Raw genomic sequence first — 16,555 nt, 5'->3', positions numbered from 1 at the left:
ATGACCACTTTAATCCAGGTGAGTCTTTATTAAATGATTGTCTTTGGCTATCATAACCATTTAATAAATCGTGCTTATGCTTGCTGTTTCAACTTTTATACTTTTTACATTACTAGTTGCCTATATCTCCTACCGAAAAACCAAAGGCGAAGCTCTTAATACCTCTGATGGGTACTTTCTGGGAGGAAGAAGTCTGGGATGGTTCGTAATTGGCGGATCTCTTTTTCTTACTAATATGAGTGCCAACAACTTTATTGGTGAGAATGAGCAAGTGTATATTGATAGTGTAGCTGTGATGGCTTGGGGGATGACCTCTATTCTATCATTAATAATCGTTTCAGAGTTTATTTTACCAATTTATCTACGTAATGGTTCTGTAACCACCCCAGATTTTTTAGAAGATCGATTTGATCCAAGTATCAAAAAATGGATATCCATCATTTTTCTGGTAGGGTATGTAATCAATATGATGCCACCTGTCTTATATGCAGGGGCAGTGGCCTTTAATGGAATGTTTGATCTCTCTGGAGTCTTCGGTTTAAGTAATTGGGCCACTATCTGGATTTTGGTATGGTCTATTGGGATCGTAGGGAGTATCTATGCCATTTTTGGCGGTCTTAAAGCAATTGCGGTCTCAGATGCCATAAACGGAATCGGATTAGTAATCGGTGGATTATTAGTTCCTTTTTTTGGATTGCTTTATATCGGTGACGGAAGCTTTTCTGTTGGTTTGGATATGATTATGACTCAAAATACTGAACATCTTAATGCTATTGGAAAACCTGATTCCCCAGTACCATTTAGCACTTTATTTACAGGGATGCTACTCGTAAATCTAAACTATTGGGGTACCGAACAATATATTATGCAACGTGTACTAGGGGCAAAAAATCTCGCTGCAGGTCAAAAAGGTATTGCCTTGGCGAGTGTTCTTAAGGTAATCTCTCCTATTTTATTGAATATTCCCGGGCTTATTGCGCTTCATATTTATTTCAACCTAGAAAACACAGCAGAGGTATATCCAAGACTAATCGGTGATGTCATGCCCGAATATTTAACAGGATTTATGGCTGCCATTATTTTTGGTGCTGCATTGACTACGTTTAACTCAGGCCTTAATAGTTCCAGTACTTTGTTTATGCTTAATATTTATAAACCTTATCTAAAACATAAGAATAAAGAAATTGGCGATATGACATTAATTAAAAGAAGTAAATATTTACAAGTCTTTTTAGCAATGACCGCCATGTTTATTGCACCATTTATTGCCTTTGTGGACGGTGGTTTTTTTGATTATATCCAGAAGGTGGCCGGATTTTTTAGTGTACCCATTTTTACAATTTTATTTGTGGGGTTTGTAACCAAAAAAGTGCCGCCACTTGGGGCAAAAGTCGCCTTGATATTTTTTATTACCTGTTATGGCCTTACACAATTGGTTTTTGACACCGGATTGCATTTCTTACATATTATGGCGATTTTATTCGTAACAAGTACCGCGATCATGCTGCTTTTTGGGAAACTATATCCTATGGAAATTCCATACAAACCTATAGATAAAAAATTGGTAGATATCAAGCCCTGGAAGCATCGACATATGGTTTCTTTTGTTCTTGTAATTATAGTAATTGCAGCTTATATTTTCTTTTCTCCATTAGGTGTTGCAACCTAAAAAACTTATGACTTGTTATTATGGCGAACTTAACTACAAAAGGATGGAATTTTATACAGGAAGTAGGTCAAGATGAACTTCCACACGGTGGGATATCTATATATTCTAAAGAAGAAGCATTGGGTTTCAAATTATCAGGGAAAACCGAACAACTAGAAAACAGCCTTTTTAAGGTAATTATCAGATTACATGCATCGACATCTAAAAATACAAAGCCAATTAAATTGGTATGGAAAGTTCCCGCAATCAATGTAAAAGGTACCTGGACTAGTAATTATGAAAGTGACAGACGTGTGTACGCCGAATTTGATGCAGAACGCATGCTGGTATCCCGAGCGGCTTATGAAGCTCCTGTAATCTGTCTTTACGATCACAATAGTGATAACACACATACTTTTGCATGTTCTGATGCCATCAACACACTATCATTAGGTGCAGGACTTCGTGAAGAAGATGGCTGGGTATATTGCAATGTAATCGTATTCAAAGAAAGTGTACCTGATTTTACCAAATATGAACTTAGTATTCTATTAGACTATCGTAAGCAGCGTTATGAACATTCATTAGCCGAAGTCTCTAATTGGTGGGCATCTTTTTACAAACCAATGTTAGTGCCAGAAGTTGCCAAATTACCTATGTATTCTACCTGGTATTCTTATCATCAAGATATTACTACCGATGGTTTACTTCAAGAGTGTAAAGTTGCTTCAAAAATGGGCTACAAGAGTATTATTGTTGATGATGGTTGGCAAACCGATGATAGTAATCGTGGATATGGGTACACCGGTGATTGGCTCCTCAAACGATTTCCAAACATGGCCAACTTTGTAGCCCAGGTTCATGATTTGGAGATGAAAGTACTTTTATGGTATTCGGTTCCTTTTTTCGGAAAACATTCCAAAGCTTTCCAACAATTCAAAGGTAAGTTTCTTCATTTTTCTGAAGAATTTCAGGCTGCCATTATAGACCCCAGATATCCAGAAATTAGAGCATACCTCATTAACATATATATAAAAGCTCTAAAAGATTGGGATTTGGATGGTTTTAAACTCGATTTTATTGATCATTTTATTCCCTATGACGACACCATATTGACCGCCGAAGATGGTAGAGATTATGCCGCCATTGGTCCGGCAGTTGATCGATTAATGACCGATGTGATGTTAGCTTTAACAGCCATAAAACCTGACATTCTTATTGAATTCAGACAGCATTATATTGGACCAGCATTACGAAAATGTGGAAATATGTTTAGAGCCCATGACTGCCCAAATGACGCTGTGACCAATAGAAAACGAATTATTGATCTACGATTACTATCCGGTACAACGGCAGTACATTCGGATATGTTTATGTGGAACTATGATGAACCAGTCGAAATAGCAGCTTTACAGTTTGTGAATATTTTATTTTCAGTTCCTCAATTATCAGTAAGATGCAATGAAATTTCAGCAGCACATCAACAAATGATTAGTTTTTATACCGAGTATTGGATAAAAAATCGAAATGTACTACTTGATGGTGATTTAATGGCTTCGGGGCCTTCAGAAAATTATCTGTTAATTAAGGCAACTTCCAAAGAAAAGGAAATTATTACCATACATGCTAATATTGCAATCGAACTATCTGGTGAAACAGATTGTATTGATATTATTAATGCCAAAACTTCAGAGCATATTATTCTGAATGCTATAAACGATCACAAAACCTATCAAGTGTTTACTTATGATTGCCTGGGAAATGAAGTTAAGGGCAATATTAAAACACTTAAAAAAGGTTTGACTTCTGTAAAAGTGCCCATATCGGGAATGATAACTTTAGCTGCGATCTAAAATGAAAACCGAAATCAATTTTGATAGTACTAATTTTTGGGAAAACCCAAAAGTCTTTAATATTGGTCAGGAAACGCCTCATGTCAATATGTTTCCTTACACAGATATCACATTTTTGCTTCAAAATAAAAAAGAAAACTCTCCTTGGTACAAACCTCTTAACGGAAGTTGGAAATTTAAGTATGCCGATACTCCTAATAAACGACCGAAAGGTTTTCAAGAAGCTGATTATGACACCTCATCCTGGGGTGACATTAAAGTACCGGCAAATTGGGAACTAGAAGGTCACGGAGTTCCGATTTACGTAAATGATCGCTATCCTTTTCCTAAAAACCCTCCTTTCATTCCTCATACTAATAATCCCGTTGGTTCTTATAAAAAAACGTTTGCCATACCAGATCAATGGGCAGGAAAACAAATCTACATTCATTTTGGATCGGTAAAATCTGCAGCACATTTTTGGGTTAATGGCACGTGGATTGGGTATAATCAGGGTTCGATGACTCCCATTGAGTTTGACATTACGAAACATCTACAAAAAGGAGAAAATACGATTGCAGTAGAGGTATATCGTTGGTGTGATGGTTCATACTTAGAGTGTCAGGACTTTTGGCGCTTAAGCGGAATGCAGCGTGAGGTATATTTGTTCTGTAGAAATCCGATCTATATTCAGGATTTTTTTGCCAAAGGAAACCTAACTTCAGATTATGTTCATGGATTACTGAGTGTGGATATTTCTCTTCAGAATACAACACAAAACCCCTGGAATGGAACCATACGCTGCGAGCTATATTCATTAACCAAAGAACTCTTATTATCTACCAATATACCTTGCAAATCCCTATCAAAAAATGCTTCTTTCTCTATACAAGAACAACTAAACCATCCATTGCAATGGACCGCCGAAACACCAAATCTATATCAACTCTCACTAACCTTATTTGATCAGAACAATAGTATTCTGGAAGTTGTGGGTTGTAAAGTGGGATTCAGGAAAATCGAAATCAAAAATGCACAACTTTTGATCAACGGAAAAGCAATTACGGTACGGGGTGTTAATCGACATGAACATGACGAAGTCACAGGTCGAATCATTACCGAAGAAAGTATGATTCAGGATATCAAACTGATGAAACAGTATAACATCAACGCTGTGCGTAATAGTCATTATCCCAATGCTGCCAGATGGTATGAGTTATGTGACGAATATGGTTTGTATGTGGTTGATGAGGCAAATATTGAAACTCACGGTATGGGGTCTAATTATTCTACACCCTACGATGAATCTGTACATCCTTGCAATTTACCAGAATGGAAAGCAGCGCATTTAGACAGAGTACAACGTATGTTTGAGCGTACCAAAAATCACCCCTCGATCATTATTTGGTCTCTGGGAAATGAAGCGGGAAATGGGCCCAATTTTAAAACAGCCTATGAGTGGGTTAAATCTAAAGATGACTCAAGACCTGTGCAGTTCGAACAAGCCGGTGAAGAAGAGAATACAGATATCGTTTGCCCCATGTATCCAACTATAGAGCAAGTCCAAACATATGCCTCCCAAAAAAACGAAAGACCCTACATCATGTGCGAATATGCACATGCCATGGGAAACAGTGTGGGTAACTTGATTGATTATTGGGACTTGATCAATACACATCCGGTTTTGCAAGGTGGTTTTATTTGGGATTGGGTAGATCAAGGCATTGCTGCTTATACCAAAGAGGGTCAAAAATACTGGAAATTTGGTGGCGATTTTGGGCCTCCCGATACGCCAAGTGATGGCAATTTTTGTATTAATGGATTATTGTTCCCTGATCGTACTCTTCATCCTGCGATATGGGAAGTAAAGAAATGCTATCAACCCATAAATTTTAAAGTTATAGATCTCAAAAATGGTATTATCGAAATTAGTAATGACTTTGATTTTATTTCGCTATCACACTTCGAAATCAAATGGGAAATACTATCTTCTGAAGGAAAGATCTTAAAACAAGGATACCTTCAGAATCCGGATATTAATTCAGGGGAATCGAAGCACTTTGGATTTGATTTTAAGATCGATCTTGAATCGAATATCCAGTATTATTTAAATTTCACCGCTATATTTCAAGGAAAAAAGGACACATCAATTCCTTTTGGTCATGAAGTAGCAAAAGCCCAATTTTTATTGTGTGATAGGTCTAAAACAGATATCAAAAAAGAAAGCTCAAACGGAAAGCTTTCGATAGTAGAAAGCAAAGAATCTTATCTTATCTCTCGAAATAATTTTGAAGTTTCTATCGATAGATCAACTGGGTTACTTACCTCCTATACATACAATCAAACCGAATGCATTGCTGGAACTGTACACCCAAATTTTTGGCGAGCACCCAATGATAATGACTTTGGCAACCAAATGCCAGATCGTACCAAAATCTGGAGATATGCTGGACAAAACTCTGAATTAAAACATGTTAAAATCGATCAACAATCAGAAAAACAAATAACTATTGTAGCAGATTTGTATCTCCCAGATGTAGATTGTGATTTTAAAATGACATATACAATTACCGCCAATAGCAGGGTTATTATAGATTGTGATTTTAAAACAGGAAAGTATTCTTTACCCGAATTACCTAGGCTTGGTTTATATTTTAAACTACCTAATTCTTTTAAAGATGTAGAATGGTTTGGCAGAGGTCCTTTCGAAAATTATGTAGATCGCAAATATGCAGCGCACCTAGGTCGATATAAGAAAAAGATAGATGATATGGGGCATGAGTATATCAGCCCGCAAGAAACAGGCAATCGAGAAGACACAAGTACATTGGTGCTAAAAAATACGAGTGGAGTGCATCTCGAGATTTTGAGCCATTCAACCTTTGGTTTTAGCGCTCTACCTTATAGTCCAGAAACCTTAACACAAGAACAAAGAGGAAGTATGCATAACATTGATCTCAAAGAAGACAACGAAGTTTCTATTTGTCTGGATCATTTTCAAATGGGTATAGGTGGTATTAATTCATGGGGAGCTTATCCCTTAGACAAGTACCGTTACAAAGCCGATAATTATAGGTTTTCATTTAGTTTTAGAGGAAAGTAATTGATTTTACGTTTTCAATTTTTGGTGAATTTATTTTTTATATTTAGGCTATATGGTTATAAAAAGGTAACTATATAGAATTGTTGTAATACATCGGGTATACCAGAAATTGAAAGAAAAACTTAAGAATATCATGAAAAAATAACTTTACTCAATTATTTAATAATGAATAAGCTTTTAGAAATAGAGTTTGGGTTTTATCCTTGTGAAATTAAGAGGATTGATGGCTATGACAATGCCAATTATATCATTAAAAATAAATTAACCAAGTATATTTTTAAGACATACAATTACGATAAAGAACTACTTGCAATTCTTGAAGCAGAAAACAAAGCACTCCTCTTTTTGCAGAAAAAAAGTGAGAATCAATTTCCAAAACCAATTTCATTTATAAATGGTGACTTTATCAAGACATTAGACATAGATGGAAGGCCAACTATTTGTAGGATGCTCTCTTTTCTTGATGGCGAGTTTTTAGGAGATAAAAAACCTACAAGAGATCTATTTCACTCACTTGGGTTTTTTCTTGCCCAAATGAACCTTAAATTTCAAAAATTTAATAATTATACCCTCAAAGCGAGGCAATGGGAATGGGATATCCAATATCTAAGTTTAAACAAAAAATACCTTGAAGATATTACAGATCCAAATGGCAGAAGCGTGGTTAGCTATTTTTTTCACCAATTTGAAGAAAACGTAAAGCCATTGTTACCAGAATTAAGAAAGCAGATTATTCACAATGATGCTAACGAATGGAATGTGCTAACTAAAAATGGAAAAGTTTCTGGAATTATTGATTTTGGTGATCTAGCCCACTCACATTTAATTAATGAACTGGCAATATCCATAACATATGCTTGCTATGACAAAGAAAATCCCTTAGAATGGGCACCTATTATTCTAAAATCATATCACGATATTCTTCCTGTTGAAGAAAAAGAAGTAAAGGTCTTATATTATCTGATTGCGGCTAGACTTTGCATAAGTGTCTGTAATTCTGCTCATTCAAGAAAAACAAACCCCAATAATCAATATGCGGCTATCAGTGAAGAATCTGCCTGGAAAATGCTTTACAAATGGTTAAAAACTAGCCCCATAACTGCAGAAAATCTATTTAGAAAAGCCATTGGCTTGCCAATTCAAAAGACGCAAACAACCACCGAAGAAATCAAAAGAAGACATCAATATATAAGCCCAATTTTGTCATTAAGCTATGATGATCCTATTTCTATGGCTCGTTCGGCATTTCAATATATGTATGATATCCATGGAAATACTTTTTTAGATGCATATAATAATATTCCTCATGTAGGGCATTCACACCCAAAAGTTGTAGCTTCAGGACAAAGGCAAATGGCAAGGTTAAATACAAATACTCGATATATTTATGATCTATTAGCTAGGTATGCAGAAAAGTTATTATCGAAATTTCCGGATTCTCTCAATAAAGTTTACCTGGTCAACTCAGGAAGTGCAGCAAGCGATCTGGCTATGAGAATGACATATGCCCATACCAGGTTAAAAAAAATAATGATAATGGAGCATGGATATCACGGAAACACACAAATAGCCATAGATATAAGTGATTATAAATTCAATAATCCAAAAGGACAAGGGCAAAAAGATTATATACTAAAAACTCAAATTCCTGATACATATCGAGGTAAATATACTGGTGATAATGCTGGTTATTTATATGCTAAAGAAGCTATTAAACAAATAGAGAATTCTTATTCACCCATCGCAGCATTTATTACTGAATCAATTGTAGGGTGTGGAGGACAAGTTCCTCTTCCTAAGGGATATTTAAAAGAAATATATCCAATAATTAGAAAACAAGGAGGAGTCTGTATAAGTGATGAGGTTCAAACAGGTTTTGGGCGTTTGGGAGATCACTTCTGGGGATTCGAAGCTCAAGATGTTACCCCAGATATTGTAATTATTGGAAAACCAATGGCCAACGGTCATCCAATGGGAGCAGTAATAACAACAGAAGAGATCGCTCAATCTTTTAGTAAAGGTGTGGAATTTTTTAGTTCATTTGGCGGTAACCCAGTGTCATGCGCTATTGGATTATCTGTACTGGAAGTGATTGAAGAAGAAAAATTGCAAGAAAACGCAAAAATTGTTGGTGAATATTATAAATCACTTTTGTTAGCACTTAAAGTGAAATACGATTGTATAGGTGATGTAAGAGGATCTGGCTTGTTTTTGGGAGTCGAAATAATTGAAGGAAAAAACCATAAACCTGATATGAAATTAGCTCATTATATCAAAAATGGATTAAGAAACAAATACATTCTCATTAGCACTGATGGACCCTACGATAGTGTCCTCAAAACAAAACCGCCTCTATGTTTTACAAAAGAAAATGCAAAAGAAGTTGTAGATGCCATTGATGAAGTATTAAAAACATATTACAAAAATGCGTCCTAAAATTGCATTAAAAAGCTGTTTAACCGGAATGTTATCTACAATTCTTAAATGTAACAATTACTCTTCTGAATCGTCATCCAAGCACATAAAAGCTAACCAAAATGAAAGCTATTGTATTTGAGAAATATGGATTACCTGGGAAGGTTTTAAAATGTAAAGAAGTAGCAAAACCTATTCCTAAAGAAAATGAGGTACTGATAAAAATCCAGGCTACTACAGTAAATGATTATGATTGGAGTCTTGTACGGGGTAAACCGTATTTGTTAAGACTAATGTATGGATTATCTACCCCAAAGTATAGAATTTCGGGAATGGAACTATCGGGTACAGTAGAAGACATTGGATCAAATGTAGAGAAATTGAAAGTCGGAGATGCCGTATTTGGAGATATCTCAAAATATGGATTTGGGACTTTTGCCGAATATATTAGTATTCATGAAAATGCCGTAATTAAAAAACCAGATGACCTAAGTTTTGAAACAGCTGCTGCTATTCCTCATGCCTCAACTCTTGCGCTGCAGGCACTTCGAGATATTGGGGAAATCAAGGAAGGACAGAAAATTCTAATTAACGGGGGTGGTGGCGGTGTTGGAACAATAGGACTGCAATTAGCAAAACTTAAGAACTGCGAAGTAACAGGAGTTGATTCTAGAGAGAAACTGGATATGATGCTATCACTCGGTTTTGATTATGTTATTGACTACAAAAAGGTAAATTTCACAAAGACAGAAGAACAATATGATATAATTCTGGATTGTAAAACGAACAAATCCACATTTTCTTACCTAAGGGCTTTGAACCCAAATGGTAGATATGTTACTATTGGTGGCAATCTCTTCAACTTAATTAGAATACTATTTTGGGGTAAATTTGTTCCCTTATTCTCAACAAAAAGACTTCAAATACTAGGCCTGAAACCAAACGAAGGTTTGGATTATATCTGCGAACTTGTAAAACAAAATAAAATTAAACTCAAAATTGACGGCCCATATCGCTTAGAAGACACCCCAAGTTTAATTCAGTATTTTGGTGATGGAAAGCATAAAGGCAAAATTGTAATAAAAATGAGAGCATAGTAAACATATCAGATACAAATAATCATGACAAAAAATAAATCCCAAGAAAGCTTATACTGGTCACAACGATATACCGAAAATCGTATCGGTTGGGATATTGGGTATGTTGCCACCCCTCTTAAAGAATATATCGATCAATTAACTGATAAAACCATCAAAATTCTTATTCCCGGGGCAGGAAATGCTTATGAAGCAGAGTATCTTTTTCAACAAGGATTTCAAAATGTTTTTGTGTTGGACATCTCTCCAGAACCACTAGACGCTTTTGCAGAAAGAGTTCCTGATTTTCCGAAATCACAACTCTTACTCGCTGATTTTTTTACGCTAGAAGGGAACTATGACTTAATCCTTGAACAAACTTTTTTCTGTTCGTTCATCCCTACTCGCAAAAATAGAGCGGCCTATGTTGCACAAATGGCCAATCTTCTAAAACCTGAAGGAAAACTGGTGGGGCTTTGGTTTGATATTCCTCTCACAGAGGACATGGAAAAACGACCTTTTGGCGGAGATAAAGAACTCTACTTATCCTATTTAGAAACACATTTTAATGTCCTAACTTTCGAGAAATGTTATAATTCTATTACTCCTAGACAAGGAAATGAACTTTTTGGTATTTTAAAGAAAAAATAAGGCATCCTACCGAAAATAAATCATTATTAGAAAACTTATATCTTTGAGATATGACCTTTTTGTATTTTTTTTCTTTTCCAGATTTTAACCTCTATAGTACTCCACTCTTAATTCTGGTATTACAAGGATTGATATTTTCTGGGTTATTATTTTCAAGATATCATCAAAAAAGAAATATTTCAGATGTATTATTAGGTATAATATTGCTCATAACCTGTTACCATCGTACCACATATACGATAGGTTTTATGGGATGGTATGACACATTTCGTAATACGAAAATCAATTACTATTTAGTGAATTTGTCCCTTTTTATGGCTCCTTTACTTTATTTTTATGTAAAATCGGTAACCACTTCAGATTTCAGGTTGACAAAGAAGGGGTACTATCATTTTATACCTGGCGTACTTTATTTTCTTTTTAAGATGGTTGTTCTCGTCTATGATTCAACACAACCTGGTTTTGATGATACACAAAACGGCTATTTAGTGGTCAACTTACAATGGAAATATGTCGAACCTATTTTAACTATACTCACCATATGCCAAATGCTTTTATATTTGGCTTTCACATTTCAATTATACTATTTGCACAGACGCAATATTCAACATTTCTTTTCGAACACATACAAATTAGAACTAAATTGGATACGCAATTTTCTATACATTTATTCTTTTCTTTTCATTTATGAAATCATGCAAATCGTTATCAACCTTTCTATTACAGAACTGAGTTGGAAACAAAAATGGTGGGAACAATTCTTTTCGGCCCTGGCAATTATATATATTGGTATTAAAGGGTACTTTACCAATACGATAAAACTTACAAATCTCAATTATGGAAACTCGAATGCTATTTTTCATAATTACATTCTAGGATCTGAAGTAGTACCTACTAAAAAAAAAATCGGAACTAAAGAGCAATCCGCTGATTTTATAACCAAAAAGGAACTCCTAGAGAATTTTATTGAAAACGAGAAACCATATCTCAATCCAGATCTTAATCTTGTCGAGCTTTCCAAAAAATTAGGTATGACCAGAGGTGAACTTTCTGAGTTGATTAATGAAGGTTTTGGATTGAATTTTAATGATTTCATCAATCAATATCGAGTAGATGCCGTTAAACAAATGCTGGCCAATGGCAAACATCAACAATTATCATTGTTGGGTATTGCTTATGAATGTGGTTTCAATAGTAAAGCGACATTTAACCGCGTATTCAAAAAAATCACCCAAACCTCCCCTACCGAGTACCTGAAATCTATTACTGATCAAACACTTCTAGATTAACATTTACATCGTATTCTTCTTCATTTAGATAAAAAAGAGACGACTCAAATCGTATTTGAGACGCCCCAATACAGTATGAGGCGATGATCTCGTAATGGTTTTGCAATTTTGACTCGTTCAATCATAAAAACCCATTACGATGAAAACTATATTCTTAAAAATAATCGCCCCAACAATTCAAGCCTCCTGGATCGCAGATTTATCATTTGCTATCCCACGTATTTTATGTGGACTCTTTTTAGCTGTTAATTTCGGTAGTAGCAAATTTGGAATGCCGTGGACTCCAGCTGATAGAAATTTATCGCTTTTTGAAGTAGCAGAATGGTTCCCCAAAGACATCGCCGAATATGGAGGTATTTTTGCACTCGCTCCAGTATTTTTTGCCTGGATGGGTGCTGCAAGTGAAGCAATCGGAGGTATTTTTCTTGCTCTTGGGTTAAAAACCAGAGTCGCTTCATTTTTTATTCTATGCACCATGTTGGTTGCTATTTTTTTCCAAAAATGGGATCAAGGCCTCTGGGGAATGCTCCCTGCAATGGGTTTCTTATGGGTATCCATCTATAATGTAATATTAGGATCAGGGCGATTTGGGTTGGATTATATACTCTCAAAAAGAATTGAAACATCCAAATATTTTAATACCCCTATCAAAGAAATCATCTAAATCATTTATCAAAATAAATTAAAAAATCATGAAAACAATTTTATTAAGTATCAGTCTGTTATTTACTACAATTAGTATCGCTCAAAACACTGTTCAAATCTCAGATCTTGAAGTATTACAAGGAAACTGGCAAGGTGAGTTAATGTATATTAATTATAGTGACAACCGTGAAGTAACATTACTATCTACATTACAAGTAGAAATTAAAAAAGATAAACTTATTGGTAAGATTGGGTATACCAATGAGCCTAGCGCTAATGGGAAGTTTGTTATAAAACTTAAAGAAAACGGAACATTTATCAACGATGAAGAAATCATAACAAGATCAAAACTCGATGATGGCTCCTTAAAAATCACAACAAAATATGACGGAAGCGATAATAACAAACCTGCTACAATATTTATTACGTACGTCATAGACAATACTAATTTTACAATGACTAAAGAGGTTCTTTTTAAAAATGCAACAGAACGCTTTGTCCGTAATAAATATACATATACGAAATTATAAGTACTCGAAAAAATCAAAAGGTAAATAGAAATCAATGTATAGTTTCTATTTACCTTTTTTTAATATCTCAATATTTCTTCGATCTTAGTTTTTACTTTTTCAGTAGATGGAATCATAGTTTGTTCTAATGTACTGTTTAAAGGAATTGCAGGCATATTTTCTGATCCAATAGTCATCACAGGTGCATCTAAATATTTAAAACACTCTTCCTGAATTTTTCCTGCTAAAGCTCTTGCAAATGAATTATTGCTTGGTTCTTCGGTCACCACAAGGCATTTTTTCGTTTTCTTAACCGATTCCATGATTGTTTCTTCATCCAAGGGATATAGTGTGCGCAAATCGATAACTTCTACTACATCTTGTATATCTTTTGTAGCATTTAATGCCCAATGCACTCCCATTCCGTAGGTGACTACAGTCAATGTTTCTTTTTCTTCTTGTGGCCAAATTTGCTGTACAATATTAGCCTTCCCAAAAGGAAGAATATAATCTTCAGAGGGTTCAATGGTTCTTGCTGCATCTGTTCCTTTTACTTTTGACCAATACAATCCTTTATGTTCTAAAATCACCACAGGATTTGGATCGTAATACGCGGCTTTCATCAATCCTTTAAGATCTGCTCCGTTACTTGGATATGCAATCTTAATTCCACGGATATTCGTAACCACAGATTCTACCGAAGATGAATGATACGGACCACCACTACCATACGCTCCTATTGGCACGCGCAAAATCATAGAGACCGGCCATTTCCCGTTAGATAAATAGCAAGATCGACTTACTTCAGTAAATAATTGATTCAATCCTGGCCAGATATAATCAGCAAATTGTACCTCAACAATTGGTTTTAACCCTACTGCAGACATTCCTACCGTAGACCCTACTATAAAAGCTTCCTGAATGGGTGTATTAAATACACGTTCATCTCCAAATTTCTGAGCCAGCGTAGCGGCTTCTCTAAACACGCCTCCAAGTCTTCCTCCAACATCCTGACCATATAGCAAACACTCTTTATGTTTCTTCATCAATTCTTCGACCGCAAACAAGGCACAATCGACCATCACGACTTCCTCTTTATCCGCCGGAGATCGTTCTCCCGTTTCTTCGATAATAGGTGTTGGTGCAAAATCATTGGTAAACAAATCTTCTGGTTTTGGATCTTCGGCTTTCAAAGCTTCCGATAAGTCTTTTGCCACAGTGGTTTTCGCTTCAGCTTCAATAGCATTAATTTCAGCTTCTGTAAAACCATTATCTAATAATTGGTTTCTCAATACCGGATACGGATCTCGAGAACGAGCTTCTTCAAGGTCATCACGATACCATTCCATACGCACTCCAGACGTATGATGATTCAACAATGGAACCTTGGCATGTACAAGTATCGGTCTACGTTCTTCACGTATCGTTTTAATAACTTTTTGTATTGCAAGGTAACTCTCGGTAAAATTAGCTCCATCAATAGAAATAGCATCTAATCCGTTGAATCCTGCAGCATACTCAAAAGCATTTTGTGCACGGGTTTCTGCTTCGTTAGCCGAAATATCCCATCCGTTATCCTGTACCAAATATAAAATGGGTAATTGCTTTAACGCCGCCATCTGGAATGCCTCTGCAATTTCACCTTCGGTTACCGAAGCATCGCCTAATGAGCAAAGCACCACAGGCATATCTTTTAGATCATTATCTTCTAGTCCAACCAACTCTTTATACTGCATTCCTAAAGCGACTCCTGTTGCCGGAATTGCCTGCATCCCAGTTGCCGATGATTGATGTGGTATTTTGGGTTTATCATCATCGCGTAAACTTGGATGACTATAATAGGTTCTTCCACCAGAAAAAGGATCATTTTTTTTAGCCAACAATTGCAACATCAAATCATACGGTCGCATTCCGATTCCTAACAGCATAGCATCATCACGATAATACGGAAACGCATAATCTTGCGGTAATAGTTGCATTGCCGTAGCGATCTGGATCGCTTCATGCCCTCTAGATGTTGCATGTACATATTTAGAAACCGTCTTGAAGTTCTCTTCATACAGCTCTGTCATCGATTTGGCTTTGCAGAGCGTTAAAAATGCTTTTTGTAGTACTTCTTTTGCTATTGTTTTTTCGGCTAACATTTCTTTTTCATTTTTGATCTAAAATTTACGGGCTTCGATATCCGTAATTCTTAATTCTACATTCGTAAATTATTTTACCCTACCTTCTCTTCAACATCCACAGGAATAATCCATCCATGGATATCCTTTCGTTTTTGAACTTTAATTTCGTCTAATGCATTTTTCATATCTCGGCTAACAGGATTTGAATCTGGTAATGTGATCAACTCATCTTTATAACCAATAGCCTCTACCATAGCAATTGCTACTGCAGTACCTGTTCCAAAAGCTTCTTCTAGTATTCCTTCTTTAGAAAACTGAATGACCTCATCAATAGTAATTGGACGCTCTTCAACCTCAAAGCCTTTATCTTTTAGTAATGTAATCACACTATCTCTTGTGATTCCTTTTAAAATCGATCCACTGGTACTTGGGGTAATAAATTTACCCGCTACCTTAAAAAAGATATTCATTGTACCCACTTCCTGTACATATTTATGCTCGTTTGCGTCTAACCACAATACTTGATCATATCCTTTGGCTTTGGCTTTTTCTGTAGGTAAGATAGCGGCGGCATAATTTCCAGCTGCTTTTGCTTCTCCAGTTCCTCCATCTGCTGCCCTTATATATTCAGTTTCGGCATATAATCGGATCTTTTTTGTAAAAAATGGTCCTGCAGGAGAACAAATCACAATAAACTTATAACTTGTTGCAGCTCGCATTCCTATAAAAGGTTCATCGGCATACATAAATGGTCTTAGGTATAAAGCACTTCCTTCTTGTGGTGGTATCCAATTATGTTCTACCCCAACAATCTGTTTTACCGCTTCTACGAAAAGTTCTTCTGGCACCGATGGCATTCCCATTCGTGCAGCACTGTGATTAAAACGTTTTGCATTTTCTTCTGGTCTAAATAATAAAGGTGTCTTATCCTGACCAACAGTGGCTTTCATACCCTCAAAAATTGCTTGCCCATAGTGCAATGCCATCGCAGCCGGGTGCGTTGGGATTAACTCTAAAGGTTCTATCCTTGGGTTTTGCCATGCTCCATTTTCATACTCACAGATAAACATATGATCTGTGAAGGTTCTTCCCAAAGGAATGTTATCAAAATCAATATCTTTTAATCCTGAATTTGAAGTTCTTGTAATTTTGATTTCTGGTTCCATTTTGTATTATTTAGGGCGCATCCCTTCGGGTCGGGCTATCCGTGCTACATGGTAGCTAACTTCTATCCCTTGCGCGCTTAGGTATTTATTATATT

General features: G+C 35.8%; 11 protein-coding genes. 9 read left to right on the top strand and 2 right to left on the bottom strand.

Annotated elements, in window-relative coordinates; genetic code table 11:
• Positions 1-76: 76 nt before the first annotated feature.
• From ABW637_RS07345 to ABW637_RS07305, 9 genes are all read left to right on the top strand, one after another.
• Positions 77-1,669: a solute:sodium symporter family transporter gene (locus ABW637_RS07345; protein WP_367584002.1), complete on the top strand. Its 1,593-nt coding sequence runs from the start codon at positions 77-79 to the stop codon at positions 1,667-1,669.
• Positions 1,670-1,689: 20 nt separating this feature from the next.
• Positions 1,690-3,501 carry a glycoside hydrolase family 36 protein gene (locus ABW637_RS07340; protein ID WP_367584001.1) on the top strand — a complete coding sequence of 604 codons (1,812 nt, stop codon included), beginning with the start codon at positions 1,690-1,692 and terminating at the stop codon, positions 3,499-3,501.
• Position 3,502: 1 nt separating this feature from the next.
• Positions 3,503-6,583, top strand: coding sequence for a beta-galactosidase, LacZ type (gene lacZ, locus ABW637_RS07335; RefSeq protein WP_367584000.1), 3,081 nt, complete (start codon positions 3,503-3,505; stop codon positions 6,581-6,583).
• A 165-nt stretch (positions 6,584-6,748) separates the two neighbouring features.
• Entirely contained in the window at positions 6,749-9,019 is a 2,271-nt protein-coding gene (locus tag ABW637_RS07330; protein WP_367583999.1) for an aminotransferase class III-fold pyridoxal phosphate-dependent enzyme, read from the top strand.
• A gap of 101 nt (positions 9,020-9,120) precedes the next feature.
• On the top strand, positions 9,121-10,095 hold the full coding sequence (locus tag ABW637_RS07325; RefSeq protein ID WP_367583998.1) for an NAD(P)-dependent alcohol dehydrogenase: 975 nt from the start codon (positions 9,121-9,123) through the stop codon (positions 10,093-10,095).
• 24 nt (positions 10,096-10,119) lie between these two features.
• On the top strand, positions 10,120-10,725 hold the full coding sequence (locus ABW637_RS07320) for a methyltransferase domain-containing protein (protein ID WP_367583997.1): 606 nt from the start codon (positions 10,120-10,122) through the stop codon (positions 10,723-10,725).
• 50 nt (positions 10,726-10,775) lie between these two features.
• Positions 10,776-12,014 carry a helix-turn-helix domain-containing protein gene (locus tag ABW637_RS07315; RefSeq protein ID WP_367583996.1) on the top strand — a complete coding sequence of 413 codons (1,239 nt, stop codon included), beginning with the start codon at positions 10,776-10,778 and terminating at the stop codon, positions 12,012-12,014.
• 139 nt (positions 12,015-12,153) lie between these two features.
• The gene (locus ABW637_RS07310; RefSeq protein WP_367583995.1) at positions 12,154-12,678 is read left to right on the top strand and encodes a DoxX family protein; all 525 of its coding nucleotides are present in this window, start codon (positions 12,154-12,156) and stop codon (positions 12,676-12,678) included.
• 28 nt (positions 12,679-12,706) lie between these two features.
• Complete coding sequence (locus tag ABW637_RS07305; protein WP_367583994.1) at positions 12,707-13,189, top strand: hypothetical protein; 483 nt, start codon at positions 12,707-12,709, stop codon at positions 13,187-13,189.
• Between the two features lie 59 nt (positions 13,190-13,248).
• Here the strand turns inward: ABW637_RS07305 and ABW637_RS07300 are convergent, their stop codons facing one another.
• Together ABW637_RS07300 and ABW637_RS07295 are read right to left on the bottom strand one after the other, a co-directional pair.
• The gene (locus ABW637_RS07300) at positions 13,249-15,312 is read right to left on the bottom strand and encodes an alpha-ketoacid dehydrogenase subunit alpha/beta (RefSeq protein ID WP_367583993.1); all 2,064 of its coding nucleotides are present in this window, start codon (positions 15,310-15,312) and stop codon (positions 13,249-13,251) included.
• Positions 15,313-15,386: 74 nt separating this feature from the next.
• A complete protein-coding gene (locus tag ABW637_RS07295; protein ID WP_367583992.1) occupies positions 15,387-16,460 on the bottom strand; it encodes a branched-chain amino acid aminotransferase in 1,074 nt (357 codons plus the stop codon).
• Between the last annotated feature and the right edge of the window lie 95 nt (positions 16,461-16,555).

The sequence above is a fragment of the Aquimarina penaris genome (assembly GCF_040786285.1).
GTDB lineage: Bacteria > Bacteroidota > Bacteroidia > Flavobacteriales > Flavobacteriaceae > Aquimarina.
The sequence above is the reverse complement of the archived record's forward strand: the minus strand, read 5'-3'. Positions and strand labels throughout refer to the sequence as shown.